Source organism: Exiguobacterium sp. s143, from assembly GCF_018618895.1.
GTDB lineage: Bacteria > Bacillota > Bacilli > Exiguobacteriales > Exiguobacteriaceae > Exiguobacterium_A > Exiguobacterium_A abrahamii.
On sequence record NZ_JACSMX010000005.1, the window covers coordinates 1 to 24,252 of the forward strand.

Below are 24,252 nucleotides of genomic sequence, written 5' to 3' on the forward strand. Positions count from 1 at the left end.
TGCGCTCGACTTGCATGTATTAGGCACGCCGCCAGCGTTCGTCCTGAGCCAGGATCAAACTCTCCATGAAGTGTTTGACTTGCTCGTTTGTGTGACCGAAGTCACGATTGACGAAGCTTGCGCTTCATTCATTTTTGTATTCCGTAGAATACGATTTTTGCCTCATCGTTCAGTTTTCAAAGTTCGTCGTGTCGTTTTCAGCGACTTTAATAAGATATCATGGAATAACTTAAGCGTCAATCCTTTTTTGAAATCTTTTTTCTTTCTTGTCACCGTCCAGAGCGTGTTGCCCTGTCGACATGTATTAATATACTATCTCGGTATAATACCGTCAATAGTTTTTCTAAAAAAACTTTTATAATCTTTTCCCTTCTATATATAGCAAAAAACAATCAAATGGATAAAATAAAGCCGATCGTCATACGACCGGCTCATACGTCACGAGTTCGACCCCTGCTCCTTTAGTTGTTTGATACGAAATCCTGATTAGACCTTTTCGCATGAAGAAATCCATCAGACTACTTAAATCCACTTTGACTTCTTGTAGTCGCTCTTCTTCCATCAATTCATACATCGTCCAAGGACTTGTCCGCTCACGCATGATTTCAAATAAATAGCGTCCTCCCGATAAGACCTTCGACTGCAGAAGATGCTCAAGTCCGATCAAGGCGAGGTGAATACGTTGATCTAATGTCTCTTCACTCATCAATAATTGTTCATATAGTTTATAGACATCCGGATCATCGAGTCGCGCTTGTTCCCAAACGACCGTCTCGGGATGTTTTCCTTTTTCAAGGACCGATAATCGCGCGAGATGATGTAATGCATGATGGACGTGTGTATAGGCATCATAATGATGTCCGCGACTGAACAAGTTCCTACCGTCTTGGAAACGACGCAAAAGTTTAGCGAATGAGATCGTCATCTGTAAACATCTTTCCTCATCAGGAAAGTTTAATAGCTGCCGTTTTAAGTCAACTAAATAATCATTCCGTTCGAACACGATCGTTCCTTCTGCAATCCAGTGAATCGCGCGTCGATTGGCATTTAATAAAATCCAGCGTGATAACACATCTTCATGTACGAGGTGTAACGACACCTTTAGTGTATTCAGTCGATAATGTTTGATCGTCCACTCGACTTCTGGGTCTCTCGTGATGACGACAAGAAGTGTATCAAATTGATCCGTCAGGGAATCCCGTGGTTGCCGTTTCTCAACAGCAATGATCCCTTGTGTTTCACGATAAGCCGCGTATTCCGAATAAATCGTTCGTGTTGCTTGTTCCATGTACTTCTCACCCTTCTATACGAACTCGTCGTTACCATTTTCGACAAAAAAACAAGCTTTCCTCCTTCAGACAGTTGCACTTCTTATGCTAGACTGACAACAGGGGGAATTCACTTGAAAAAACAACGTAAAAATAAAATAAACCGCGCGCGAAACCTTGCTATGTTTCTTGTGTTCGGTGGGATGCTCGTCATGTATGGCGGTCTATTACTCAAACAATTTGAAATCATCATGGTCTTACTCATGCTTCTCGGTTTCGTCATGGTTCTTGCCAGTACGGCACTCTATTTCTTGATTGGTCTGACATCAACGAAGGCAGCTGTCGTCACTTGTCCGAACTGCGGAAAAGAAACAAAGGTCCTTGGTCGCGTCGACTTATGTATGCATTGCGATGAACCACTGACGATGGATCCATCTCTTGAAGGTAAAGAATTCGATGAAAAATATAATAAACACAATAAACGAGCTCCCCGCTAAGGCAGCTCGTTTTTTTATTGGACATTCGATTGACAGTCCGGGCAAGTTCCGTACACTTCTAATCGGTGACGATCGACTTTAAAGCCTGTTAAGTGCGCCGCAACCGTTTCGACATCATCGAGCACAGGATAGTTGAAGTCAACGATCTTTCCGCAATTTTCACAGATCATGTGGTAATGACGTGTCGTAACGAAGTCGAAGCGACTTGAAGCGTCTCCGTAATTCATTTCCTCAACGATTCCCTTTTCTCGAAACACGCGTAAGTTATTATATACAGTCGCCACACTCATGTTTGGAAAACGATGTTCGAGTGCACGATAAATCTCATCCGCTGTCGGATGCGTGTGTCCCGTCGTTAAATATTCCAAAATCGCGTGACGTTGTGGTGTCATTCGAACGCCTGATTCCCGAAGTGACTTCACGGCGTCATCCAGCATTTCGTTAGCCACGTCCATCCCCTCATTTCTATCTTTCATTGATTATCAGATTGTAATCTTTATAATTAGTCTACCTACAAATAGGCATTCCGTCAACGGCTCTGCACCGGATTTGACGTCCATGATACAATCATATCGTGATATTTTTCACGAATCATCGATTGGAGGAATCCTCATGTCTACCCACACTACACGTCCTACTTCAGAGGCGTTATATGAAATCGCACAAGAGTGTATCGTTGGTGGCGTCAACAGCCCATCCCGTTCATTCAAAGCCGTCGGTGGCGGCGCACCTGTCTATATGGAACGCGGAGAAGGTGCTTACTTTTATGATGTCGATGGCAATCGCTATATCGATTACTTAGCAGCCTATGGTCCGATCATCACGGGACACGGTCACCCTCACATTACGGAAGCGATCACCCATGCTGCCCAAAATGGTCTTCTTTACGGCACACCACACCGTCTAGAAATTGACTTTGCACATAAACTACAAAAAGCGATCCCTTCGCTTGAAAAAGTACGCTTTACGAACTCGGGAACCGAAGCCGTAATGACGACGATTCGTGTCGCACGAGCGTATACAGGTCGTGAGCTCGTCGTGAAGTTCAGTGGTTGTTACCACGGTCACTCGGATCTGATGCTGATTGCAGCAGGTAGCGGACCGGCGACACTTGGTTCTCCCGATTCAGCTGGTGTCACGAAAGCGACGGCAAAAGAAGTCATCACGACACCGTTCAATGATATCGAATCGTACCGTCAAATCATGGAGCAATGGGGCGATCAGGTCGCTTGTGTACTCGTCGAACCGATCGTCGGAAACTTCGGTATCGTCGAACCGCAACCTGGATTCCTTGCTGCGGTCAACGAAATCACGCATGCTCACGGCGCACTCGTCATCTATGATGAAGTCATCACAGCCTTCCGCTTCACGTACGGCAGTGCACAAGAGTTACTCGATATCCGTCCTGATATGACGGCACTCGGCAAAATCATCGGTGGTGGTTTACCAATCGGCGCTTATGGCGGTCGTAAAGAAATCATGGAACATGTCGCGCCACTCGGTCCGGCTTATCAAGCGGGAACGATGGCAGGTAACCCGGCATCCATGGCTGCGGGTATCGCTTGCCTTGAATTACTTGAGCAGCCTGGTGTCTATGAACAACTTGATCACCTTGGCGCCTTACTCGAACAAGGTGTGCTAGAAGCAGCAAAACGTCATGACGTCACGATTACGATCAACCGTCTAAAAGGTGCCATGACGGTCTACTTCACGGATGAAACAGTCATCGATTACGATGGTGCAGAACGTGCAGATAGCGAGATGTTCGGACGTTTCTTCAAGTTGATGCTAGAAGAAGGCGTCAACCTTGCCCCTTCGAAATACGAAGCGTGGTTCTTGACGACGGAACATACGGAAGCCGACATCACAGAGACGATCGCAGCAGTCGATCGCGCCTTTGCTCGACTCTAAGTCTTCCTCCTAAAAAAGCAGCGACCCTCACGAGGATCGCTGCTTTTGTGTTATTCGACGAGTTCCAGATTTTGAATGGCATACAGTTCGAAATAAGCGCCTCGTTTTTGCATGAGGACTTCGTGTGTTCCGATTTCCGTAATTTGACCATTTTCGATGACGACGATCTTATCGGCATCGGTAATCGTTGATAAACGGTGCGCGACAGTGAACGTCGTCCGTCCTTTCGCGAGACGTGCTAAAGAATCTTGAATCATCGCTTCGCTCTCTAAATCGAGCGCACTCGTTGCCTCATCCAAAATCAGAATCGGCGGGTTCTTCAAGAAGACCCGAGCGATGGCTAGACGTTGCTTTTGACCACCCGATAACTTGACGCCTCGTTCACCGACCGGCGTATGATAACCGTTTGGTAACCGTTCGATGAATTCGTGCGCATTTGCTGCTTTTGCCGCTGCGATGACTTCCTCGTCCGTCGCCTCCGGATTCCCCATCTTGATGTTCATTTGGACCGATTCACTGAAGAGAATCGATTCCTGCATGACCATCCCGATCTGATCGCGAAGACCACGTAATTTCAAGTCACGAATGTCAACACCGTCAAGCGTGATCCGACCGGCAGACACATCATAGAAACGCGGAATCAAACTGACGAGCGTTGATTTCCCGCCACCTGACATCCCGACGAAAGCAATCCGTTCGCCTGCCTGAACGTCAAGCGTCAAGCGATCGATCGCTAGCTCGCCGCCTTCTTCATAAGCGAAACTGATGTTTTCGAATTGAACGTTTCCGCGGACATCTTTCGGTTCACGTGCATTCGGTTTTTCCGTGATGTCATACGGCTCATCCAAAAACTCGAACATCCGGTCCATTGAGGCAATCGACTGTGTCAACGTCGTTGAGGAGTTGACGAGACGACCGAGCGGCGCATACAAACGGTCGATATAACCAATGAACGCAACCATCGTCCCGAGCGAGACTTGTCCGTTCAAGACGAAGAAGGCTGCCGTTCCGAAGATCAGAATCGGTGCGAAGTCCGTAATCGTCGAGACGACGACGTACGTCCGCGCATTCCAGTTCGTTTGACGCAGCGCCGCTTTTAAGAAGCCATCATTTTGATGTTTGAACGCCTTGTTCTCGTGTGGTTCGAGTGCAAAACTACGAATGACTGCCATGCCGTTGACGCGTTCCGTCAAATGACCTTGTAGTTCCGCAAGGGCTGCCGAACGTTCCCGTGTCAATCCACGTAAGCGACCGTAAAAGAACTTAACGGCGAGGGCGTAGAATGGTAACGGAATAATGGCGACGAGCGTCAACTTCGGATCAATCGTCCACATGATAGCGATCGCAATGAAAATCGTGATCATATCAAGCCATAGGTTCATTAATCCCGTGACGACGAAGTCTTTCGTCTGCTCGACATCATTGATGATTCGCGAGATGACTTCTCCAGTTTTCGTATTCGAATAAAAACGAAGCGATAATTTCTGAACATGATCAAACAATCGATTACGAACGTCAAATAAAATCTTAGACGCGGACCATTGCGCGAGGTACTGACGGACGTATTCGAGCGGCGGCTTGACGATCAAGAAGATGAAGACACCCGCTCCAATCAAATACGCCAATTGTTTACTTTTTTCCGCCATCGGCATCGTGTTTCCAGTTAGGATATTGTCGATGATGTACTTATACAACAACGGAAGTCCAAGTGGGATCGAGAACTTGATGATCCCGACGAAAACCGTCAGGAGAATCTGTTTTTGATACGGCTTGACGAACGCCATATAGCGGCGGATCGAACCTTGTTTCTTACGTTTTGCTTGTGTTGCCACGTGTTTCACTTCCTTCAATTAAAAAAAGACGATGGCGAACCATCATCTCCGATATCTTGTTTCATATTCACGATACCACATATCCACGAAAGCCGGGTTAAATGGACCCTTCCGACTGCGGATCCATTGAATCAGGATTTGGACATTGTCTTTCAAAATACGATCGATTGCCTTCGGATAGTTCATCTCGCGGCGATGCTTCTCATACTCGTCCTCATCGAGGATCATGTAGGACATGTCCGGATACACTTTGATATCTAAATCGTAATCAATGTACTTAACTGCTCGATCTTTCTCATCGAACGTAGAAGGTGATCCAAGATTGCAGTAATAGTAAATGCCATCCTCCCGAATCATACAAATGACATTGAACCAGAGTTCTGTTGAAAAGTAACAGATTGCAGGCTCTCGCGTTCGCCACTGACGACCATCCGATTCACTGACCATGATGCGGTCATTGAACCCAATCAATTCTTCTTCCGTCGATTTCAGCACGAGCGTTTCTTCCCAAACTCTGTGTAAGCTCCCGTTATGTTTGAAACTTTGAATCTCAATCTTGCTACTTTCTTTTGGGAATCGACTCATGTGCTACTCCTTTCTAAAGCGTTTTTCTTCCATTCTGTTATACTCTCGTGCTTATTATACCCATTTTCAGAACGCATGAAAAACGAAAGGGTATTTTTTCAGAAAAATGACGGAATTCAGGCTTGAAAGTGATTCAAAATCGCATTTTTTCGTTGTTTGAACATCGGTTTCAAGATGAATGCTTCAATGACGAAGGCTGGCAAGAACGATGCATACGTCACTTCATCCACGAAATAGACGCCAGATTCACGTTCTTCGACTCGGTGCACGTGGCACCATGCCCGGAATGGATACGGAACTTTTGTACCGACATCGACGAAGACATATTCTTCTACGAAAGGAATCCAAGACGTCCACGAGACAAATAGTGGAGGAACACCAACGCGCAGACGAATCGTATTTCCTGCTCGCGTCCGTGTATCACCCGAAGTCTTCACTTGCGGAAATACCGTCAATCGACTTAAGGCTTTGGCGTCACTTAAAAAATCCCACGCTTGCTCCTTTGATGTATCGACACGTGTCTCAAAACGAAAAGTATGCATTAGATCTCCCCCTTTAATAGTCGATCAATCTTCATTTGCGCGACAGATACCGGATGCGTCGCATACGTTTCCTGATCAACCAGTATTGTCTGGTCCGGCTGTTCCGTCACGCGATAGACGGCAATTTCCCAAATCCGGTGTGAGAAGATATGTCGGACGTGACCGACAAGCGTCCCATTACGATCTTCTTCTGCTTCTCGAAGTGGGTATTGCCACATACCTGCGAGCAAACCCGTTTCTGCTCGTTGTTCAATTGCGATTTTTCCGTTCGTTTCATAGACGAGAGCATCATACGGAATAATTTGCGTCTTCCCTTTCTTCGTCTTCACAGGTAGTTCTTCCTGTGCATTTCGATCATATGCGAAACAAACGTCTTGAACAGGACAGAGTCCACACATCGGAGACTTTGGCGTACAGACCATCGCACCGAGTTCCATCAAGCCTTGATTGAAACTGGACGGGTCAGCCGGATCAATCAATTGATGAACTGCTGCTTCAAACAATTTCCGTGTCTTCGGTGCAGCAATGTCTTCATAAATCCCAAGTACACGCGAGAGGACGCGCATCACGTTTCCGTCTACAGCTGGTTCTGCTTGCCCATAAGCAATCGATAGAACCGCTCCAGTCGTATACGGACCGACGCCCTTCAGCTGACTGAACAATTCCTTTTCGTCCGGAACGATTCCATCATATTTTTCAACAACTTCCTGAACCGCGATTTGAAGATTCTTGACACGGGAATAGTACCCTAAGCCCTCCCAGTGCTTCAGGACTTCACTTTGATCCGCTTCTGCTAAGTCATGCGGTGTCGGAAAACGTTTCGTGAAGCGCTCATAATACGGAATGACCGTATCGACGCGCGTTTGCTGGAGCATGATCTCACTAATCCAGATATGATATGGGTTTTTGGTTCTTCGCCACGGGAGATCCCGCTGTTCACGAAGGAACCAAGCAATCAGTTCTGTGGTAAATTGTGTTTTATTAAAGTTTGTGAAATATTCTTGAACGACAGTCAAAAGGTTACCTCTTTTCTCTTGGATACGATATATTTATTAAAAATTACTCGGCAGAACCTCGATGGATTCACCATCACGATTTTATAGAAGGAGCGAATTCGCATTGGATACTGGTACGCATATCGGCATGGGACTTTGTCTCGCCGCCATCTCGACGCTACACCCTGACGTCGCAGCGAGCACGACGATGTTTGCTGCCGTGACGACGACGGCGCTCGTCGGTTCACACGCACCGGACTTCGATACTGTCTTTAAGTTTAAAGGAAACAGCGCCTACTTGCGTCAACACCGCGGAAAATCGCACGGGTTGATCGCTTTGCTCGCCTGGCCGTTATTACTTTCAATCGTCATCGGCACGTTATTCAGTGTACCTCCGACTTCATTATGGCTGATGGCGCAGATCGCTGTCGCTCTTCATGTCTTCGTCGATCTGTTTAACGCTTACGGAACACAAGCCTTACACCCGTTCAAAAAATCCTGGATCGGTTGGGGTGTCATCAATACATTTGATCCATATCTGTTCACAATGTATTATGCCGCGTTCGGGATTTGGCTACTAACGAGAGCGACGATCGTCATCTTCCCGATTTTAATCGCCATCGTCATTATCTACTACGCTGTTCAATTCAAGTTACGAAACGATGCCCTCGCGACCGCAGCCCGCTATTATCGCGGCGCGCATAAACTGTTCATCTCCCCTGGCATGAAATGGGATGAGTGGCATGTCGCGGCACGTTTACGCGATGAGTATTCCGTCGTTAAGATTAACAGTGGAACCGTCGTCGAATGCGGAAACTTCCGGATCAAGGACGAACCACACGGTGACGCCTTGTACGAAATCGTCAAACAAAACGCGGACTTGCAAGCGTTTCTTGAGTTTTCGAAGATTCATACGTATACGGTCTCACGAAAGGATGGCATTGTCGAATACCGCTTCACCAACCTGCGTTACTTCACGAAGGAAGTCTATCCATTCGTTGCCGTCGTCAGAATCGACGCTGCCACACAAGAGATCGTCAGCTCCTATACCGGCTGGGTGTTCAGCGAACGGACCTTGCAGAAAAAACTGTTCATCCCTGCATTATAAAGACAAAGCTCCGCGCAACGGAAATCCCGATGTGCGGAGCTTTTTTCATTCGACGTTTCGACCTGTCATCAAATGTTTGAATTTTTCGTTCGTCGTATTAAATCGGTGTAACATTGCCCCGTGCTGTTTGATCTGTTGCTCGACGAAATGAACCGCGACGGCTTCACCTTGATATTTCTCACCTGCGCGCGCGAGTGTCGCTTCGAAATCTTCCCACAGCACTTCGACCCACGTCAGTGCTTCTTCCGGGGTTAATACTTCATTCACTTGCAATAATTCTTCAGCCAGTTGCTGAAGGGCTTGTTCTCGATTCGTCATGTCTGTTCTCCCTCTCCTGTGAATAACGCGAGCGGAATCGCGACTTCCTGAGCGGTCCCTTCAAAATGTCCCCAGCCCATGACGCCATTGACGAAGTGTAACTCAAATCGTGCCTCTTCTCCTTCGATTCGGTAAAAGGCGCCCCGTTCGAATCGTGCCGGATCGATCAAATAACTTTTCGCAATGGCGATTTTTCGCGTCACGACTTCCACTTCACTGACGTTCCCGTGTTGCTCCGCTTTTCGTTTTTGTTCACTTAATTTCGTGATCAACATCTCAAGCTCGTATTTCGATAATTGACTCATCCGTGTCTCCATTACAAAAACTCCCCCTCTTCGTTTTTCAGTATAAACGAAAAGGAGGAGAAACTGGATGGATTAGCTTGATTTCAATTCAAGATTCCGTTTACTTTGTAACGCATACATTTTCGCATAAATCCCGGACGTTGCAAGGAGCACATCATGGGATCCTCGCTCGACGATCCGACCATGATCGAGAACAAGAATCTCATCCGCATCCTTGATCGTCGACAAGCGGTGGGCGATGATGAACGTTGTCCGCCCTTTCGTCAACGTCAGCAAGGCATCCTGAATGACCGCTTCCGTTTCCGAGTCAACGCTCGCTGTCGCTTCGTCAAGAACTAGGATCGCAGGGTCGAACGCTAACGCACGGGCAAAACTGATCAACTGCCGTTCCCCCGCTGATAACGTGGCACCTTTTTCGATGACTGGTTCATCGAGCCCGTTCGGTAAACGATCAATGAACCGATCCGCACCGACAGCTTCAATCGCTTGTCGTACTCGTTCTTCGGAAATATCAGGATTGCCGAGTGTAATGTTCGAGCGAATCGTTCCTGTGAAGAGGAACGGATCCTGTAGGACGATCCCCATATGCTCACGGACCGCTTGTTTCGGTAAAGTCGTCACGTCCTGTCCGTCAATCAACAACTGTCCTTTTGACGGATCATAGAAACGCATCAGCAAGTTCATGATCGAACTTTTCCCACTGCCCGTGTGTCCGACGAGGGCAATCGTCGCGCCAGGACGAGCATCAATTTGAATCTCACGTAATACGGGATTTCCCGCTTCATAACTAAATTCGACGTCCTTGAAGGACACCGCCCCTTTAAACCGAGCAACACGACCTTGTTCGACCGGCTCTCCCTTTTCGTCGAGCAACTGGAACATTCGGTCCGCTGACACGAGTGCTTGTTGTAGTGGTGACAGCTGATTCATGATTTGGGTGACGGGTTCGAATAAACGGGACACGTAATCGATATACGCATATAAGATCCCGAGAGATAAAAACGAGCCGTTCGTCAGACTTTTTCCGCCGACGACCCAAATCAACAAGGCGAGCGTCAAGTTTTTCAAAAAGTAGGATAAGTTATGGGACATCAGGGCATCAAGTCGTAACAACTTTGCCCGTGTCTGATAGTTCTCTTCGTTCTTTTGTTCGAATTCAGCAAGAACTTCCTTCTCACGTGCATAAGCCTGAATGATCGGCATCGTCTGGATGTTCTCATTCAGTTGACCATTCATGTCGGCAACGAGGGAGCGGACTTTGAAGTTGTTCTTCGTCGCGAGTTTCTGGAATAGCTGAATCCAGAAATAGACGATCGGAATGATGATTAGTGAGACTAGTCCTAAGCGATAATCGAGGAAGAACATCGCGACGAGAATCCCCGCCATCGTGATGATTCCCGAGAAGACCCGGGCGAGCACACCGAGATAAAGATCACGAATCGTTTCCGTATCATTCGTGACGCGACTGACGATTTTTCCGATTGGTGTCTGGTCGAAATAACGAACCGGTAACCGTTGCAGATGCGTAAAGACATCCAGCCGCATCCGTTTAATGATTTTATGAGCAGATCGCTGGAGCAAGATTTGCTGAATCCAGTTCAAACCAGCTGCTACCAGCAGCAAAAGGACGTAGATCAAGGACAACCAGCCGATTGCTTTTAAGTCTTTTGAATAAAAATCATAGACCTGTCCTTGTGTCAGTTTTTGAATATTATCATACGTGTAGACGTCGTCTCCACGCGTGATCGTCATCGTACTTCCACTGATTTTCCGCTCTCCCCCACTGACGACTTGTTCCGGTACGAAAAAGTAGCCGTTGGTCGTTTGGACGATCGAGACGGATTGAACGATCTGACTTTTCGAGACGTCTTGTGCTTTGGCGAACTGACGACCATCATACGTGACCGCACCATCCGCTTTAACTTCGACCCAGTCCTTCTCAATTGCCACGATATGTTCATCAATGATGACTTTGGCAATATACGGACCTGTCAATTCCGCTCCGACTGCCAGTACGAGTAGAAACAACCCTAAGAAAATCGCTTGTTTCTCATGCATCGCATAGCGGATCAACGAACGGATCGTCGTCTTCCGACGTGCCGGATCGAGTTGATATAATTCCAATTCATTCATGCAGAGGCACCTCCTTACATCTCTTCACTTTGTCGCTCGAATTGTTGAGCGTACCAGCCATTTTGTGCCATCAGGCTGTCATGTGTTCCTCGTTCAGAAATCATTCCGTCTTGCAAGACGATGATTTCGTCCGCATGTGCTACTGCCGACAAACGATGGGCAACAATCAATGTCGTGGATTGGTGGCGATTCGATCGAATCGAATCAATGATATGTGATTCCGTTTTCGCATCTACTGCTGATAGTGAATCATCCAGCAACAGCAACTCTGGTTTTTTTAACATCGCCCGCGCGATCGAGAGACGTTGCTTTTGTCCTCCCGACAACGTGACGCCACGTTCACCGACCATCGTCTCAAGTCCTTGTTCCAGCGTTTCGATATCTTTTTCGAACGATGCGAGACGAATCGCTTCCTGCAATTCTTCTTCTGTCGCTTCACCTGCACCGAATAGAATATTGTCCCGAACGGATTTTGAGAATAGTAAATGTTCTTGTGATACGTAACCCGTCCATCCGCGAACCGTCTCTAGCGCAACATCTTCATACGGTACGCCGTTGACCGTTAGCATATCCCGTCCGATTGGATACTCACGTAAGAATTGACGCAAGAACGTCGTTTTCCCGGATCCCGTTGGTCCGACGACACCGATCGTTGTTCCTTGTTCGATCGTCATATTCAAATCTCGTAAGACCGGATGGGCTGTCTCTGGATACGTAAACGTCAAATCGTTCATCTCGATCCGTTCAGGGCGATCAATATGTTCCCGCGGTGTCGAAGCAATCAACGGTTTGACTCGCATCGTTGCTTCCAAGCGATCAAGACTTGCTGTTCCGCGCTGGATGACATTGATCAATTCACCAAAGGCGTACATCGGCCAAATCAGCATTCCGAGATAGATGTTAAAGGCGACCAATTGTCCGAGCGTGATGTCGTTCGTAAAGACGAGATATGTCCCGAACGATAAGCCGATCAAGTAACTGAAGCCGACGAGCAGCTTGATGATTGGTTCAAATAAGACATCAATTTTTGCGACGTGCATGTTTTTCTCAAAGACATCCGTCGTGACATCGTCGAAGCGTTTAACATCGACTGGTTCTTGTACGAACGAGCGGATGACACGCAGTCCGGAAATTGACTCGACGACCTGGTCATTCATCGTTCCGAATGAATCCTGGGCAGTGATGAAGCGTCCGTGAATTTGACTTCCGAGCTTATTCATCGCGTAGGCGAGAAGTGGCATCGGTAACAAGGCAGCGAGCGTCAGCTTCCAATCGATCGCCACCCCCATGACGACGAGGGTGATCGCTGTCATGTTCAACGAGTCGACGAGCGTCAAGACACCAAATCCGGCTGTCCGCTCGACCGCCTTCAAGTCGTTCGTCGCGAGTGCCATCAAGTCTCCCGTCCGATTCTTTTGGTAGAACGTCGGCGTCAGTTTCAATAAGTGCGTAAAGAAGCGACTCCGAAGTGTCCGTTCTAATAAAAATGCCGTTCCGAATAATTTCGCTAACCATAGATACGTCAAGATGAAAGAAACGATAGAAATGGCTGTTAATCCGATGACGTATTGCCAGAGCGTCGCCTGGTCCATCGATCCCGACCGCAATCCATCGATGACCTTACCGATTAGCCATGGCGGCGTTAAATCAATGAAGCCAGTGATGATCAATAAGACGACTGCTACGAGATACGATGATTTGTGTTCTTTTAGAAACCAACTCAATTGCCGAAATAAACGCATGAGGGTCCCCCCTTTACTGTGAAATGAAGTACTTTTTCCGAGCACGCAAAAAGGCATACGGATTTCCGGATGCAGTCCGAGAATCAGTATGCCTTGAAATGGGCATGATGCATTCTTGTTCGTCTGCGCGCTCGGGAGACGAATCCCCTTGCTCGCACATGAAATGAATTACTTATACGTGCTCAAGAGTCTCCGTCGTATTCAGCTGTTGGATATGAGTGAAACCAATTGGCTTTTTCATAGGACGGTTCCTCCTTTTCTTAGTCTGTGCGTAGAATAGCACAATTGTCGGATAATTGTCAATTTTTCGTCTTGCTTTTATTACTCCGCCTCTTCTTCTTTGACTTGTTCGAGGACTTGAGCGGCTAGACCGTATGGAAATCCTTTTCGGACGAGTGCTTGCTTGACTTTTTGTTCGCGTTCGAACGGTTCAAGTTGTCGGTATTTCGGATAATACTTGCGCGCTTGATAAAGGGCCGCTTGTTCTTCTTCGTCACCTTCTTCAGCTCGAAACACCTCTTCAATGCCCGCTTTAATCAAATCGGACGAAAACCCACGCTGCATGAGCGTTAACTGCAACTTTTGTGTCAGTTCCCGCACGGAACGCCGTTGCAGCTCTTTTTGCTTTTGCCGCAAAAACTTCAGGACTTTTTCGTATTCCTCTTCATCCGTAAACGTCACGATCGCTTCATCAATCGCTGTCTTCGGTATCTTCAATGCCTCAAGGTCGCGGCGAATCCGTCCCGGACCTTGAGGTGTCGTCGCTTTTTTCGTTGCCGTATAAGCAAGTGCGAACTGTTGATCATCCAAATAGCGTTGCTCCGTCAATCGATCGATTGCATGTTTGATCGCATGCTCCGGTGTCTCTTTCTCTGTTAAATAGGCGACGACTTCACTCGTCGCCCGCATGCGGTACGATAAATGATTCAACGAGAGACGATACGCTTTTTGCTGTTCTTCAGCCGTTAACACTTCCTTGACGAAATCGTCATCGAGTTCCTTATCGCGTTGTAGATTGTATTTAATTAAGATATCGACGTCTACGGCAAAGGCATATTCCTCTTTGCCATCACGCTCGACATAGATGTTGAATCGTTCGCTGTTCTTTTTCTGCGTCGAGATCCGTTTGATCTTCATTTCGTTCCCTCCCCTAACCTGATTCGGTAGTTCTACGATATCATGAACAGGCAGGTCTATGTTTGAGTGAAACCATGGAACGGGAACAAATGGAAAGAAGCTACTTTTACTTATTTAGGGAGGATGGATTACATGAACATTGCGATTACCGGTGGAACCGGTATGATTGGTCAAGCCTTGACGAAACGTTTACTAGATCAAGGACATCACATCTTTATCTTAACGCGTCATCCGAAAGCGAATGACGCGCATGTCACATATATCAAGTGGATGACAGAAGACGCAAAACCGGAACAGCACTTAGAGGGCATCGATGCCTTTATTCATCTTGCTGGTGCTTCGATCAACGACGGACGTTGGACGGATGAACGCAAACGCGTCATTCTCGACAGTCGCGTCAGCACGACGAAGGAGCTCGTTCGGATCGTTGAAGCACTCGATCAAAAGCCAAATGTCGTATTGTCTGCTTCTGCGGTTGGCATTTACGGACAAGATCGGCATCAAACATTCTCCGAAGATCAACCACTTCCACCGACCGCTGACTTCTTAAGTCATGTCTGTGTCGCGTGGGAAGACCTTGCCCGTCCGATTGCTGACGCTGGCATTCGACTTGTCCATCCACGAATCGGTGTCGTCCTAACGAAAGCCGGTGGCGCTTACCCATTAATGCGCCTGCCCTATGTCTTGTTTGGTGGTGGGACGATGGGCGACGGAAAACAGTGGGTCTCCTGGGTCCACATCGATGATTTAGTCGATTTATTCCTATTCGCACTTGAGACCCCGACAGTCGAAGGACCGCTGAACATCACTGCGCCTCACCCGGAGACGATGCGCCGTTTTGGACAGACGATCGGAAAAGTCTTACATCGCCCACACTGGCTCCCGGCGCCACGCTTCGCGTTAGAGCTCGCACTCGGTGAAAAGAGTACGATTGTACTAGAAGGAGCTCGTGTCATCCCGAAAAAAGCGCTCGAAAACGGATACAAGTTTCGGTATGCTGAACTAAAGGATGCATTGCGAGCAATCGAGCATTCAAACTAGTACAGGGGTGGACGATACTTGGATATCTTAATTCGAAATGCACATATCTATCCGATTACTTCGGACAGTTTTTACGGGGACATCCGCATTCGTGATGGGAAAATCATTGAAATCGGTGAATTACTGGATCACTTAGAAAACGATCAAGTCATTGAAGCAGAAGGTCACTTTTTATTACCCGGTTTCATCGATGCCCATACACATCTCGGATTATATGACGAAGGTACCGGAACCGTCGGAAATGATGCGAATGAGACGATTTTTGCGATGACTCCTCATCTGCGTGCCATTGATGGCGTGTACCCACTTGATGAAGGATTTAAGGAAGCCGTCGAGCACGGGATTACGACCGTTCAAGTCATGCCCGGTAGCATGAACATCATCGGTGGCGTCACGAGTGTCATCAAGACGCATGGACGGTTCATCGATGATATGATTCTTCGAAAGTACGCGGGTCTGAAGGTGGCGCTCGGTGAAAACCCAAAGCGTGTCCATAGTGCTGGTCGCGCCGGTGAACTGACACGGATGGGCATCATGGGGATGTTGCGCGAAGCCTTTCTTGAAGTTCGGACACAACGAGTTTCCGAAACGTTTGCTCACCAGATGATCAAACGGGTCCTTGATCATAAAATGCCGCTTCGTGTACATGCGCACCGAGCAGATGATATCCTTTCTGCCATCCGTTTTGCGGAAGAGTTCGATCTCGATTTGCGTATCGAACATTGTACGGAAGGTCATCTCGTCGCAAAAGAGATGGAACAATTACCGATCGAAAAAGTGACGGTCGGACCAACCTTCACGCGAAAGTCTAAAATCGAACTGAAGAATAAGACATGGGAAACGTATCGGATTCTTCATGAGCATGGTCTCGAGATCTCAATCACGACCGATCATCCGTACACCCCTGTCCAGTACTTGAATCTCTGTGCCGGTCTAGCTGCACGAGAAGGTCTACCGGTCGATGTCGCCTTGCGCGCGATCACGATTCATCCAGCCCGCTCGCTCGGTGTGGACGATCGCGTCGGATCGATCGAGGTCGGAAAAGACGCGGATCTCGTCCTATGGAGTCACTTCCCACTCGACTATTTAGCGAAGCCGCTCATGACGATGATTGACGGAAAAATCATTTTTGAACACGCTCAACTGAACTTGACTTAACCCCACCCCCGCCAGGTGTTTTTTGCACCTTTCGGGGGTTTTGAACGCTTACGGAAAACATCTTGTTTTTGTATCTTTTTTCACAAAAATTATTTTCTTGCAATTTTAAAAAAAGAAGGTAATATTATCTTATCCGACAACTGAAGAAGGCATACCATGCGCGGTTCAAACGAGTCAGACAGGTAGCTTTCGACAATCATTCTTGCGGTCCTAAAAGGAGGAATGGAAGTATGCTCAAGCAACGGGAGCTGAGCGACTGCGCTGATTTGTTCGAACTGATGCAGCATCAAGACGTATATCCGTACGTCCGCCAAAAAACACGGTACTTTGATGAATTTCTGTTTACTACAAAGCAGGCAATCGAAGAGGAAGAACGTGGTGAAATCGTATCACGTACCATCCTAGATGAATTCGATCAACCGATTGGTACGATTAGTTTACTCGATATCGAAGGACAATATGGGTTTCTCGGTACATGGTTAGGTAAACCGTATCATGGTAAAGGATACAATCATTTAGCGAAAGAAGCCTTCTTCTCTGAGCTGTTCTTTGAGCTTGGATACGAAAGTGTCTTCATGAAAATTCGCAAAAGCAATATTCGGTCACAAAAAGCAGCTGAAAAATTGCCGTATGCGTTCTGTGCGGATGAGTTGCGCCCTGCGCTTCTTGAGCAATTGAATGCCGGTGAGACACAGTTCACGCTATATGAAGTCTCAAAATCTAGTTTCCATATGTACATTCATGGTCGGGAGCTCGAAACACTATACGATCACCAACAACTCGAAGCATGAGAGCCTTGTCTCTCATGCTTTTTTGTGTCCACGCATGCGCTTCTAAAGTTTGAAATGGTATGATAAATAAGAAAACTCATCTTTATGGAAGAAACACTTTCTTCTACAGGAAATGGAGCGAAGACTAATGCCAGAATCGTTTAACATTCTCGTAGTAGATGATGAAGCACAAATGCGTGATCTTCTCGTCTCGAATCTTGAAAAAGAACACTACACGACGATGACAGCTTCTAACGGACAAGAAGCAATCCATCTCATTCAACAAAATACATTCCATCTCGTTCTACTCGATGTCATGATGCCGGAAATGGACGGCTTGACAGCATGTATGCGCATCCGTGAGTTCTCAAACGTTCCGATCATCATGCTGACGGCACGTTCGGATGAACTCGATCGCATTCACGGGCTGAAAATCGGAGCTGATGACTATATTACAAAACCATTCAGCCCTCGAGAACTGCTTGCTCGCATCGAAGCGACTCTTCGTCGTTCTCACCGCTTTACAGTTGATCAATCGGCTACTTTAACGCTCGGAATGCTCGAACTCGATACCGAAAGTCGGAGTGTCCACGTCAATGGCAAACCGGTCAGTCTGACGCGTAAGGAATTTGATTTGCTGCATCTGTTCGCTCAAAACAATGATAAGGTCTTTTCTCGTGAACAGTTACTCGATCAAATCTGGGGTGCGGATTATATCGGGAACTTACGGACGGTCGATACACACATCAAAACACTTCGCTTAAAGCTCGGGGAAGCTGGTGGCTCGATTCAAACGGTCTGGGGCATCGGTTATAAATTCGAGGAAGTATGATTAAGCGCTATACGATCCGGCGCCGGATTTGGATCACGATTTGGTTCACAAGCGTTTTTTCCGCTATTTTATTCGTCCTGCTCACTTTCTATCTCTATGACCGGTTCTATCTTCAAACGCAGGAAGATATCTTATTGAACCGAGGCGAAAAGCTGATCAATATCTATGAATCTGAAGGATTATCCGGTGCTTTTTACGATGGAATGACTTATACGAATGAATTGACGGAATCGAAAGTCTTCTTCATCGATTTCCTGAAGAAAAATCCAGCTGGACTGCGCTTTTTGACGAATGCGGATATCGAAGAACTTCGAAACGGTGAAACCGTCGTCTCCAGTCGGACCCATCCGATTGAAGGAACGGACATTTTGATGACCGGGTTTCCGATCATCGAAAACAATCGACTGGTCGGTACACTGATTTTATATCTGGAACTTGGCCAAATCAGTGAACCATTCCGCCCACTCCGTCTGATGATCTTCTTCATGATCGGACTGATCGTCTTGAATCTCGTCATCTTCGGACGACAAATCATCGATACGATCATCCGTCCGTTGATCGACATGAAGCGCGCCTCGACTGTTTATGCGCAAGGTGACTTTGATTACCGGATTCCGATTCAATCGGACGATGAGATCGGGGAACTCGCAGAAACATTAAATAAGATGGCGGAATCGCTCGGAGAAGTCGACGAGCAGCGTAAAGAGTTCCTCGCGAACGTCAGCCACGAATTACGGACACCTCTCTCCTACATCCGTGGCTATACGGAGATGATGCAGGATGATTCGCTCGAGGAAGAAAAGCGTGCGCAGTATTACCAAATCATCGAGCGGGAAACGGAACGTCTGCAACGTCTCGTCAATGATCTGCTCGATCTCGCTCAACTTGAACGCGATTCCTATCCGATGTCGAAACAACCACTTGTCTTCAGTCAAGTACTTGAAGATGTCATTTACCGGATGGAACCAATCGCCCAGTCAAAAGGAGTCACGTTCGTCATGAATCTCGACCCGGATCAAATCGTCTTAGGCGATACGGACCGACTCGAGCAAGTCTTCGGCAATTTACTCGATAACGCCTTACGGTACACACCGCCTGGAAAACAGATTTTCTTATCGACTGAAACGATCGGCGACCGGACGCATTGTCTTATCCGGGACGAAGGAGAAGGCATTCCGGAAGAGCATCTTGATCGACTGACAAAACGTTTTTACCGTGTCGATAAATCACGGACGCGTAAAGATGGCGGAACCGGTCTTGGTCTTGCCATCACGAAACACATCATCGATCGTCATGATGGGACAATCCGGTTCGACTCCGTTCTTGGAGAAGGAACGACTGTCCACATCGAGTTACCGCTTCTTCCGGATGAAGAGGATGGATTCGAATGATGGAACATCATGTCATCCAAACCTTTGAACTCTTCGGACCTTTCGCTCCGTTCGTTAGTATCTTAGTCGGCGTCGTCGTCAGTGTACTTGGTGTCCTACCGAGTACGTTCGTCACCGCTGCGAATCTCGTCTATTTCGGTCTATGGATGGGCACATTGCTCTCTTTCATCGGTGAAGTCCTAGGTGTGGTTTGTGCGTTTCTACTTTACCGAAAAGGACTGCGGTATGCCCTTCGTCGCCCACTTCCGGATCGATTCGCTCGTTTGCAACAAAAACTACAAGCACAACAAGGACGCGAAGCTTTTTTGACGATCATCTTGCTGCGGCTGTTACCGTTCGTCCCGTCTGGCATCGTCAACATCGTCAGTGCTGCTAGTGGTATTTCCATCCTACTTTTCCTGACTGCGAGTACGATCGGAAAAATTCCAGCCATGTTAATCGAAGTGTTCGCCGTCCATCAGTTCATGCAATCCTCATCCATCATCCAATGGTCGATTGCAGGCGTGGCACTCGTTGGTTATCTGGCCTATCGTATTCAACAAAAACGAGCATCATCGATATAAAACTACAGATTTTCTGAAAGGAAGTATCGTTCATGGAGTTAAGACGTTTTGGAACATCCGACCTACTCGTATCCCCGCTTGGGTTCGGAGCCGGTCACATCGGCGCAGAACAGATGACGGATCGCGAAGCAGTCTATTTACTCGAACAAGCACGTGATCTCGGCATCAATCTGATCGATACAGCACGCGGCTATGGCTTATCGGAGCAACGCGTCGGACAATTTCTAAAGAATCGTCGTCACGACGTCATTCTGTCGACGAAAGTCGGCTATGATGTTCCCGGTACGCAGGACTGGACCTTTGAAGCGGTCCATGGTGGCATCGATCAAGCCTTACAGACGATGCAAACGGATTATCTCGACATCGTACACCTCCATTCTTGTAGTCGAGAAATTCTCGCCCAGGGAGATGTCATCGAAGCGCTTGACCAAGCAAAACAAGCTGGAAAAGTCCGCGTCATCGCTTATTCCGGTGATCGGGAAGACTTAACATATGCTATCGAAACGAATCGCTTCGACAGTTTCCAAACGTCATTCAATCTATTTGATCAACGTGTCGATGAAGTCCTGCCCACCCTTCTAGATCACGGTGTCATCGCCAAGCGTCCAATCGGTAACGCCCCGTGGCGATTCGCAGAGCGTCCGGTCGGACAGTACGTCGAACCCTACTGGGAACGTGCGCAACAACTCGCTTATCCACTCGAGGAATCCAGTTGGCTTGAAACTGCCCTTCGTTTCACAGTCTTTGAGCCAGGGATCACGACAGCCATCATCGGTACGTCTCGACCAGAACACCTCGCGCTGAATCAGCAACTGATCGAGCGCGGTCCACTTCCTGTTGATCGTGTTGCTCGGTTGAAGGAACGCTTCGCTGAGTGTGACGCGACGTTCGGTTATCTTTCGCAAACATGATAAAAAGCCCGTATGTCCACTCGTTCAAAGAGTGCATACGGGCTTGTTACTTAGAACTTTTTCTTTTTCTTTTTTTCGAGCACGACGATTGCTTCGACGTGCGCTGTTTGTGGGAACATATCGTACGGCTGAATGTACGATACCTTGTATCCCGCTTTCATCAAGTGATCGCAATCGCGCGCAAGCGTCTGCGGGTTACACGAGACATAGATGATTTTTTTCGCTTTAGACGAGATCATCGCGTTCAACAATTGTGTATCGCAACCTGAGCGTGGTGGGTCGACGATGAAGACATCTGGAATCCAGCCTTCCTTGACCCAACGCGGAATCCAGGCTTCTGCCTTACCGACGACGTAGTGGGCATGGTCGAATCCGTATTGCTTCATGTGCGCATTGGCATCTTCGACAGCTTCTTCAATAATTTCCATGCCGCGGACTTCTTTTGCTCCTTTAGCGATCCAAAGTCCGATTGAACCAACACCTGCGTAGGCATCAACGACACGTTCTTCGCCTGTCAAAGCAGCAGCACGCGCAATTTCTTCATACATCCGCTCTGCTTGTTCCGGATTCAATTGGAAGAAGGCACGCGGAGACAATTGATACGTGAATTCCCCCATCTCTTCTTCAATCCGTTCCACGCCACGCAAGACTTCCGTCTCTTCTCCGAAGACACGTGATGTCAACTTATCATTGATGTTCAGTGCGACCGAGACGACACCTGGGATATCCATGATATCGCGTGACAAACCTTCTAGATCACGGAAGCCGTCTTTAAAGGCAACTAGTACGACCTGAATTTCACCCGTTTTGATTCCTGTCCGGACGACGATATGGCGCATGACACCGTCTTGTTTTGCTGCATGATAAACGGGTACTTTATAGTCATTGAGTAATTTCGTGACAGCTTGGTTGACGCGAAGCGTGTCCTTGTTTTGGACGACACAATCATCGATCGCGACCAGACGATTCGAATTCGCAGAATAGAGACCGCTAACGATTTCATTGCCTTGTTTCCCGACGACGAATTGCGACTTGTTGCGGTATTCCCATTCCTTCGAACCGATCGTCGGACGGATATCCGCTTTTTCGACATTCAACTTCGTTGATTTCAAGAAAGCGTTGCGAAGCATTTCTTCCTTATAACGCAATTGTCCATCGTAACTCATGTGTTGTAATTGACAGCCGCCACAGACACTATAGACCGGGCAAAGTGGAGTAACACGGTCCGGTGAACGATCGTCACGCTTTAAGATTTTTGCATTCGCATAGTTCGCATGAATTTCCGTGATCTCGATCTGTGCCGTTTCCCCGACGAGCAGTCCTGGGATGAAGACGATTTGTCGCTCGAGCGTCGCGATCCCTTCACCGTTGATTCCCATCCGTAGACAAGTGACCGAACGAACCTCACCTGTCTTTAATTTGATTTTTGTTGCCATTGATTTCATCCTTTCCGTTTGTGCAAATGAAAAAGCGGTCTCAATCTACCGCTTTTTTCGTTTCTTCTTGTTCTTTCATATCCTTCGCATATCGAACGACCTTCGCCTTGAGTTGATCCAGTGATACGATCAGTCGTTCCAAATCTTCGATATCTGATGATTCATCGAGTGAATCGATTGTATGACAGAGAAGCTGCATTCTTGATTTTAGCACATTCATTTGACCAAGTTTATCAGTTCTTGCTTTTCCCATTATTCAGACTTCCTTTCTTCCGCTGGATTCCGACGTTATTTTAGCATACGATACGAAGTGGAGCACTAAAAAGGAGGAGTATCTATGTCACATTCATCACCCATCACGATTGCGAACGATCCGTGGGAAGCTTATCGCGACATTGAACAATACGGCACGGTCCGTTTGACGAACATTGAAGTCACGACAACAAAACTGTGTAACATGCGCTGCGAACATTGCGCCGTCGGTTACATGTTATCCAGTAGCGAGTCACCCGAGATTCCAGTCGAGCTACTTATTCAACGTCTGGATGAAATCGAACACCTGCGTGCCTTTTCCATCACAGGCGGAGAACCGATGCTTTCGATGAAATCCGTCAAGGAATATGTCGTCCCTTTACTTAAGTATGCCCACGAACGTGGCGCTAAAACCCAAATCAACTCAAATTTAACACTTCCGTTATCTCGCTACGAATTAATCATTCCTTATTTAGATGTCTTGCACATCTCACATAACTGGGGAACAGCTGATGATTTCATCGATGGTGGCTTTGCGATGATGGAACGAAAACCGTCACGTGAAGCACGGACGAAGCTTTTCGAGACGATGAAAGAGAATGCCCGTGTTCTAAATGCACGTGGTGTCATCGTTTCTGCAGAGACGATGATCAATAAACGGACATTACCACACCTTGAAGCGATTCATAAGGAAATCGTCGACATGGGCTGTGTCCGCCACGAGGTGCATCCGATGTACCCCGCTGACTTCGCGTCGATGATCGAAGCAGCTAGCTTGCCCGAAATTCGCGACGGGATCCATCGTTTGCTTGACGTCCGGGATCCGAACGTCTGGATGTTATTCGGAACACTCCCCTTCTATGCTTGTTCGATGGAAGAGGCGGATTTAGAACTTCATCGTCGATTGCGTCAAGAGAAAAACGTCTCTGTTCGCAATGACCCTGATGGACGTTCCCGTCTCAACGTCAACATCTTTGATGGCGAGATCATCGTGACGGATTTCGGTGACGAACTTGCTTCGCTAGGTACGATTCATGAGACATCCTTCAATGATGCTTATGCCGAGTGGCAAGAGACAGAACTGAATAAAAGCTTGTCATGTCACTGCCCTGCGGTGCAATGCCTTGGACCGAACGCGCTTGTGAAAAACGCATACTACCCTGAGATTGATTTCACAAAACAGTCCAGCCGGCTTTAAAACTAAAAAAAGGTTTTGAACGATGGCATCCCGGGAAAAATGTCACAAAGTAGACACATTCTGTTTTTCTAAAAGGGGTGACCGGGATGGAATGGCTCGTAGGTATTGTCGCAATCATCGGTACGTTCAGTATGGTCTTGTTCGTCATGATGGTTGGTATTCGCGCTTCACACAGCATCGAACATGATGAAGTATTCGACCAGACAGACTGGGACGAACATCTTCTGCATATGCCGCGTCCGACACGTTTTGAACAAGAAAATAAATGAAGCACGCCCCGGTCTCCCGTTTCAGAGACCGGGGCGTGTTATGCTAAAAGAAAAAAGA

The 24,252-nt window shown here is 47.4% G+C and carries 25 protein-coding genes and 1 rRNA gene; 12 read left to right on the forward strand and 14 right to left on the reverse strand.

Annotation, left to right across the window (positions count from 1 at the left end):
• Both KNQ03_RS14115 and KNQ03_RS14120 read right to left on the reverse strand, forming a co-directional pair.
• Nucleotides 1-70, reverse strand: a 16S ribosomal RNA gene (locus tag KNQ03_RS14115); the annotation flags it as partial.
• A gap of 348 nt (nt 71-418) precedes the next feature.
• A complete protein-coding gene (locus KNQ03_RS14120; protein WP_214725252.1) occupies nt 419-1,288 on the reverse strand; it encodes a nucleotidyltransferase-like protein in 870 nt (289 codons plus the stop codon).
• Nucleotides 1,289-1,402: 114 nt separating this feature from the next.
• Between KNQ03_RS14120 and KNQ03_RS14125 the strand changes: the two genes are divergently transcribed.
• Nucleotides 1,403-1,765 (forward strand): DUF2614 family zinc ribbon-containing protein, encoded by a 363-nt coding sequence (locus tag KNQ03_RS14125; protein ID WP_029340912.1) that lies wholly within the window; start codon nt 1,403-1,405, stop codon nt 1,763-1,765.
• A 14-nt stretch (nt 1,766-1,779) separates the two neighbouring features.
• On the opposite strand, the gene perR is transcribed toward KNQ03_RS14125, so the two are convergent.
• A complete protein-coding gene (gene perR / locus KNQ03_RS14130; protein ID WP_369792039.1) occupies nt 1,780-2,202 on the reverse strand; it encodes a peroxide-responsive transcriptional repressor PerR in 423 nt (140 codons plus the stop codon).
• A gap of 175 nt (nt 2,203-2,377) precedes the next feature.
• Here perR and KNQ03_RS14135 point away from each other — a divergent pair, with 175 nt between their 5' ends.
• Nucleotides 2,378-3,676: a glutamate-1-semialdehyde 2,1-aminomutase gene (locus KNQ03_RS14135; RefSeq protein ID WP_023467313.1), complete on the forward strand. Its 1,299-nt coding sequence runs from the start codon at nt 2,378-2,380 to the stop codon at nt 3,674-3,676.
• Between the two features lie 50 nt (nt 3,677-3,726).
• Here KNQ03_RS14135 and KNQ03_RS14140 read toward each other — a convergent pair whose 3' ends face one another.
• The 4 genes from KNQ03_RS14140 to mutY all read right to left on the reverse strand — a co-directional run bounded on the left by KNQ03_RS14140 (nt 3,727) and on the right by mutY (nt 7,651).
• Nucleotides 3,727-5,460 (reverse strand): ABC transporter ATP-binding protein, encoded by a 1,734-nt coding sequence (locus tag KNQ03_RS14140; RefSeq protein WP_214725381.1) that lies wholly within the window; start codon nt 5,458-5,460, stop codon nt 3,727-3,729.
• A 90-nt stretch (nt 5,461-5,550) separates the two neighbouring features.
• On the reverse strand, nt 5,551-6,093 hold the full coding sequence (gene ntdP / locus KNQ03_RS14145) for a nucleoside tri-diphosphate phosphatase (RefSeq protein ID WP_023467311.1): 543 nt from the start codon (nt 6,091-6,093) through the stop codon (nt 5,551-5,553).
• Nucleotides 6,094-6,209: 116 nt separating this feature from the next.
• On the reverse strand, nt 6,210-6,635 hold the full coding sequence (locus tag KNQ03_RS14150; RefSeq protein ID WP_023467310.1) for an SRPBCC family protein: 426 nt from the start codon (nt 6,633-6,635) through the stop codon (nt 6,210-6,212).
• Nucleotides 6,635-7,651 (reverse strand): A/G-specific adenine glycosylase, encoded by a 1,017-nt coding sequence (gene mutY, locus KNQ03_RS14155; protein ID WP_214725254.1) that lies wholly within the window; start codon nt 7,649-7,651, stop codon nt 6,635-6,637. The genes KNQ03_RS14150 and mutY overlap by 1 nt, the downstream gene beginning before the upstream one ends.
• Before the next feature lie 103 nt (nt 7,652-7,754).
• On the opposite strand from mutY, the gene KNQ03_RS14160 reads away from it, so the two are divergent.
• Nucleotides 7,755-8,738: a metal-dependent hydrolase gene (locus KNQ03_RS14160; RefSeq protein WP_214725256.1), complete on the forward strand. Its 984-nt coding sequence runs from the start codon at nt 7,755-7,757 to the stop codon at nt 8,736-8,738.
• Nucleotides 8,739-8,783: 45 nt separating this feature from the next.
• Here KNQ03_RS14160 and KNQ03_RS14165 read toward each other — a convergent pair whose 3' ends face one another.
• The 5 genes from KNQ03_RS14165 to KNQ03_RS14185 form a co-directional block, all read right to left on the reverse strand.
• Nucleotides 8,784-9,056 carry a YfhJ family protein gene (locus tag KNQ03_RS14165; RefSeq protein WP_023467307.1) on the reverse strand — a complete coding sequence of 91 codons (273 nt, stop codon included), beginning with the start codon at nt 9,054-9,056 and terminating at the stop codon, nt 8,784-8,786.
• Nucleotides 9,053-9,373, reverse strand: coding sequence for a DUF1811 family protein (locus tag KNQ03_RS14170; protein WP_023467306.1), 321 nt, complete (start codon nt 9,371-9,373; stop codon nt 9,053-9,055). The genes KNQ03_RS14165 and KNQ03_RS14170 overlap by 4 nt, the downstream gene beginning before the upstream one ends.
• Nucleotides 9,374-9,433: 60 nt before the next feature.
• A complete protein-coding gene (locus KNQ03_RS14175; protein ID WP_214725258.1) occupies nt 9,434-11,494 on the reverse strand; it encodes an ABC transporter ATP-binding protein in 2,061 nt (686 codons plus the stop codon).
• A 14-nt stretch (nt 11,495-11,508) separates the two neighbouring features.
• Nucleotides 11,509-13,236 carry an ABC transporter ATP-binding protein gene (locus KNQ03_RS14180; protein ID WP_214725260.1) on the reverse strand — a complete coding sequence of 576 codons (1,728 nt, stop codon included), beginning with the start codon at nt 13,234-13,236 and terminating at the stop codon, nt 11,509-11,511.
• Nucleotides 13,237-13,557: 321 nt separating this feature from the next.
• Nucleotides 13,558-14,373 carry a RecX family transcriptional regulator gene (locus KNQ03_RS14185; protein ID WP_064300788.1) on the reverse strand — a complete coding sequence of 272 codons (816 nt, stop codon included), beginning with the start codon at nt 14,371-14,373 and terminating at the stop codon, nt 13,558-13,560.
• A gap of 132 nt (nt 14,374-14,505) precedes the next feature.
• Here KNQ03_RS14185 and KNQ03_RS14190 point away from each other — a divergent pair, with 132 nt between their 5' ends.
• The 7 genes from KNQ03_RS14190 (at nt 14,506) to KNQ03_RS14220 (ending at nt 21,039) form a co-directional block, all read left to right on the forward strand.
• On the forward strand, nt 14,506-15,414 hold the full coding sequence (locus KNQ03_RS14190; RefSeq protein ID WP_214725262.1) for a TIGR01777 family oxidoreductase: 909 nt from the start codon (nt 14,506-14,508) through the stop codon (nt 15,412-15,414).
• 18 nt (nt 15,415-15,432) lie between these two features.
• Nucleotides 15,433-16,572 carry an amidohydrolase gene (locus KNQ03_RS14195; protein ID WP_023467301.1) on the forward strand — a complete coding sequence of 380 codons (1,140 nt, stop codon included), beginning with the start codon at nt 15,433-15,435 and terminating at the stop codon, nt 16,570-16,572.
• Nucleotides 16,573-16,802: 230 nt separating this feature from the next.
• Nucleotides 16,803-17,363 (forward strand): GNAT family N-acetyltransferase, encoded by a 561-nt coding sequence (locus KNQ03_RS14200; RefSeq protein WP_023467300.1) that lies wholly within the window; start codon nt 16,803-16,805, stop codon nt 17,361-17,363.
• Between the two features lie 127 nt (nt 17,364-17,490).
• The gene (locus KNQ03_RS14205) at nt 17,491-18,174 is read left to right on the forward strand and encodes a response regulator transcription factor (RefSeq protein WP_023467299.1); all 684 of its coding nucleotides are present in this window, start codon (nt 17,491-17,493) and stop codon (nt 18,172-18,174) included.
• Nucleotides 18,171-19,565, forward strand: coding sequence for a sensor histidine kinase (locus KNQ03_RS14210; RefSeq protein ID WP_023467298.1), 1,395 nt, complete (start codon nt 18,171-18,173; stop codon nt 19,563-19,565). The genes KNQ03_RS14205 and KNQ03_RS14210 overlap by 4 nt, the downstream gene beginning before the upstream one ends.
• The gene (locus KNQ03_RS14215) at nt 19,562-20,128 is read left to right on the forward strand and encodes a TVP38/TMEM64 family protein (protein ID WP_214725264.1); all 567 of its coding nucleotides are present in this window, start codon (nt 19,562-19,564) and stop codon (nt 20,126-20,128) included. The genes KNQ03_RS14210 and KNQ03_RS14215 overlap by 4 nt, the downstream gene beginning before the upstream one ends.
• A gap of 32 nt (nt 20,129-20,160) precedes the next feature.
• The gene (locus KNQ03_RS14220; protein ID WP_214725266.1) at nt 20,161-21,039 is read left to right on the forward strand and encodes an aldo/keto reductase; all 879 of its coding nucleotides are present in this window, start codon (nt 20,161-20,163) and stop codon (nt 21,037-21,039) included.
• Between the two features lie 50 nt (nt 21,040-21,089).
• Here the strand turns inward: KNQ03_RS14220 and rlmD are convergent, their stop codons facing one another.
• The gene (rlmD, locus tag KNQ03_RS14225) at nt 21,090-22,475 is read right to left on the reverse strand and encodes a 23S rRNA (uracil(1939)-C(5))-methyltransferase RlmD (RefSeq protein WP_058265782.1); all 1,386 of its coding nucleotides are present in this window, start codon (nt 22,473-22,475) and stop codon (nt 21,090-21,092) included.
• 40 nt (nt 22,476-22,515) lie between these two features.
• Entirely contained in the window at nt 22,516-22,728 is a 213-nt protein-coding gene (locus KNQ03_RS14230) for an SE1561 family protein (protein ID WP_023467294.1), read from the reverse strand.
• An 84-nt stretch (nt 22,729-22,812) separates the two neighbouring features.
• Here KNQ03_RS14230 and yfkAB point away from each other — a divergent pair, with 84 nt between their 5' ends.
• Together yfkAB and KNQ03_RS14240 are read left to right on the forward strand one after the other, a co-directional pair.
• Nucleotides 22,813-23,925: a radical SAM/CxCxxxxC motif protein YfkAB gene (gene yfkAB / locus KNQ03_RS14235; RefSeq protein WP_214725268.1), complete on the forward strand. Its 1,113-nt coding sequence runs from the start codon at nt 22,813-22,815 to the stop codon at nt 23,923-23,925.
• Between the two features lie 86 nt (nt 23,926-24,011).
• A complete protein-coding gene (locus KNQ03_RS14240; protein ID WP_023467292.1) occupies nt 24,012-24,194 on the forward strand; it encodes a hypothetical protein in 183 nt (60 codons plus the stop codon).
• Nucleotides 24,195-24,252 lie beyond the last annotated feature (58 nt).

Excerpts from the sequence above, each read along its gene's own strand:
- KNQ03_RS14120 (WP_214725252.1), bottom strand. The coding sequence starts at position 1,288 with ATGGAACAAGCAACACGAACGATTTATTCGGAATACGCGGCTTATCGT.
- perR (WP_369792039.1), bottom strand. The coding sequence starts at position 2,202 with ATGCTGGATGACGCCGTGAAGTCACTTCGGGAATCAGGCGTTCGAATG.
- KNQ03_RS14135 (WP_023467313.1), top strand. The coding sequence starts at position 2,378 with ATGTCTACCCACACTACACGTCCTACTTCAGAGGCGTTATATGAAATC.
- KNQ03_RS14140 (WP_214725381.1), bottom strand. The coding sequence starts at position 5,460 with ATGGCGTTCGTCAAGCCGTATCAAAAACAGATTCTCCTGACGGTTTTC.
- ntdP (WP_023467311.1), bottom strand. The coding sequence starts at position 6,093 with ATGAGTCGATTCCCAAAAGAAAGTAGCAAGATTGAGATTCAAAGTTTC.
- KNQ03_RS14150 (WP_023467310.1), bottom strand. The coding sequence starts at position 6,635 with ATGCATACTTTTCGTTTTGAGACACGTGTCGATACATCAAAGGAGCAA.
- KNQ03_RS14165 (WP_023467307.1), bottom strand. The coding sequence starts at position 9,056 with ATGACGAATCGAGAACAAGCCCTTCAGCAACTGGCTGAAGAATTATTG.
- KNQ03_RS14170 (WP_023467306.1), bottom strand. The coding sequence starts at position 9,373 with ATGGAGACACGGATGAGTCAATTATCGAAATACGAGCTTGAGATGTTG.
- KNQ03_RS14175 (WP_214725258.1), bottom strand. The coding sequence starts at position 11,494 with ATGAATGAATTGGAATTATATCAACTCGATCCGGCACGTCGGAAGACG.
- KNQ03_RS14180 (WP_214725260.1), bottom strand. The coding sequence starts at position 13,236 with ATGCGTTTATTTCGGCAATTGAGTTGGTTTCTAAAAGAACACAAATCA.
- KNQ03_RS14185 (WP_064300788.1), bottom strand. The coding sequence starts at position 14,373 with ATGAAGATCAAACGGATCTCGACGCAGAAAAAGAACAGCGAACGATTC.
- KNQ03_RS14190 (WP_214725262.1), top strand. The coding sequence starts at position 14,506 with ATGAACATTGCGATTACCGGTGGAACCGGTATGATTGGTCAAGCCTTG.
- KNQ03_RS14200 (WP_023467300.1), top strand. The coding sequence starts at position 16,803 with ATGCTCAAGCAACGGGAGCTGAGCGACTGCGCTGATTTGTTCGAACTG.
- KNQ03_RS14205 (WP_023467299.1), top strand. The coding sequence starts at position 17,491 with ATGCCAGAATCGTTTAACATTCTCGTAGTAGATGATGAAGCACAAATG.
- KNQ03_RS14210 (WP_023467298.1), top strand. The coding sequence starts at position 18,171 with ATGATTAAGCGCTATACGATCCGGCGCCGGATTTGGATCACGATTTGG.
- KNQ03_RS14215 (WP_214725264.1), top strand. The coding sequence starts at position 19,562 with ATGATGGAACATCATGTCATCCAAACCTTTGAACTCTTCGGACCTTTC.
- KNQ03_RS14220 (WP_214725266.1), top strand. The coding sequence starts at position 20,161 with ATGGAGTTAAGACGTTTTGGAACATCCGACCTACTCGTATCCCCGCTT.
- rlmD (WP_058265782.1), bottom strand. The coding sequence starts at position 22,475 with ATGGCAACAAAAATCAAATTAAAGACAGGTGAGGTTCGTTCGGTCACT.
- KNQ03_RS14230 (WP_023467294.1), bottom strand. The coding sequence starts at position 22,728 with ATGGGAAAAGCAAGAACTGATAAACTTGGTCAAATGAATGTGCTAAAA.
- yfkAB (WP_214725268.1), top strand. The coding sequence starts at position 22,813 with ATGTCACATTCATCACCCATCACGATTGCGAACGATCCGTGGGAAGCT.
- KNQ03_RS14240 (WP_023467292.1), top strand. The coding sequence starts at position 24,012 with ATGGAATGGCTCGTAGGTATTGTCGCAATCATCGGTACGTTCAGTATG.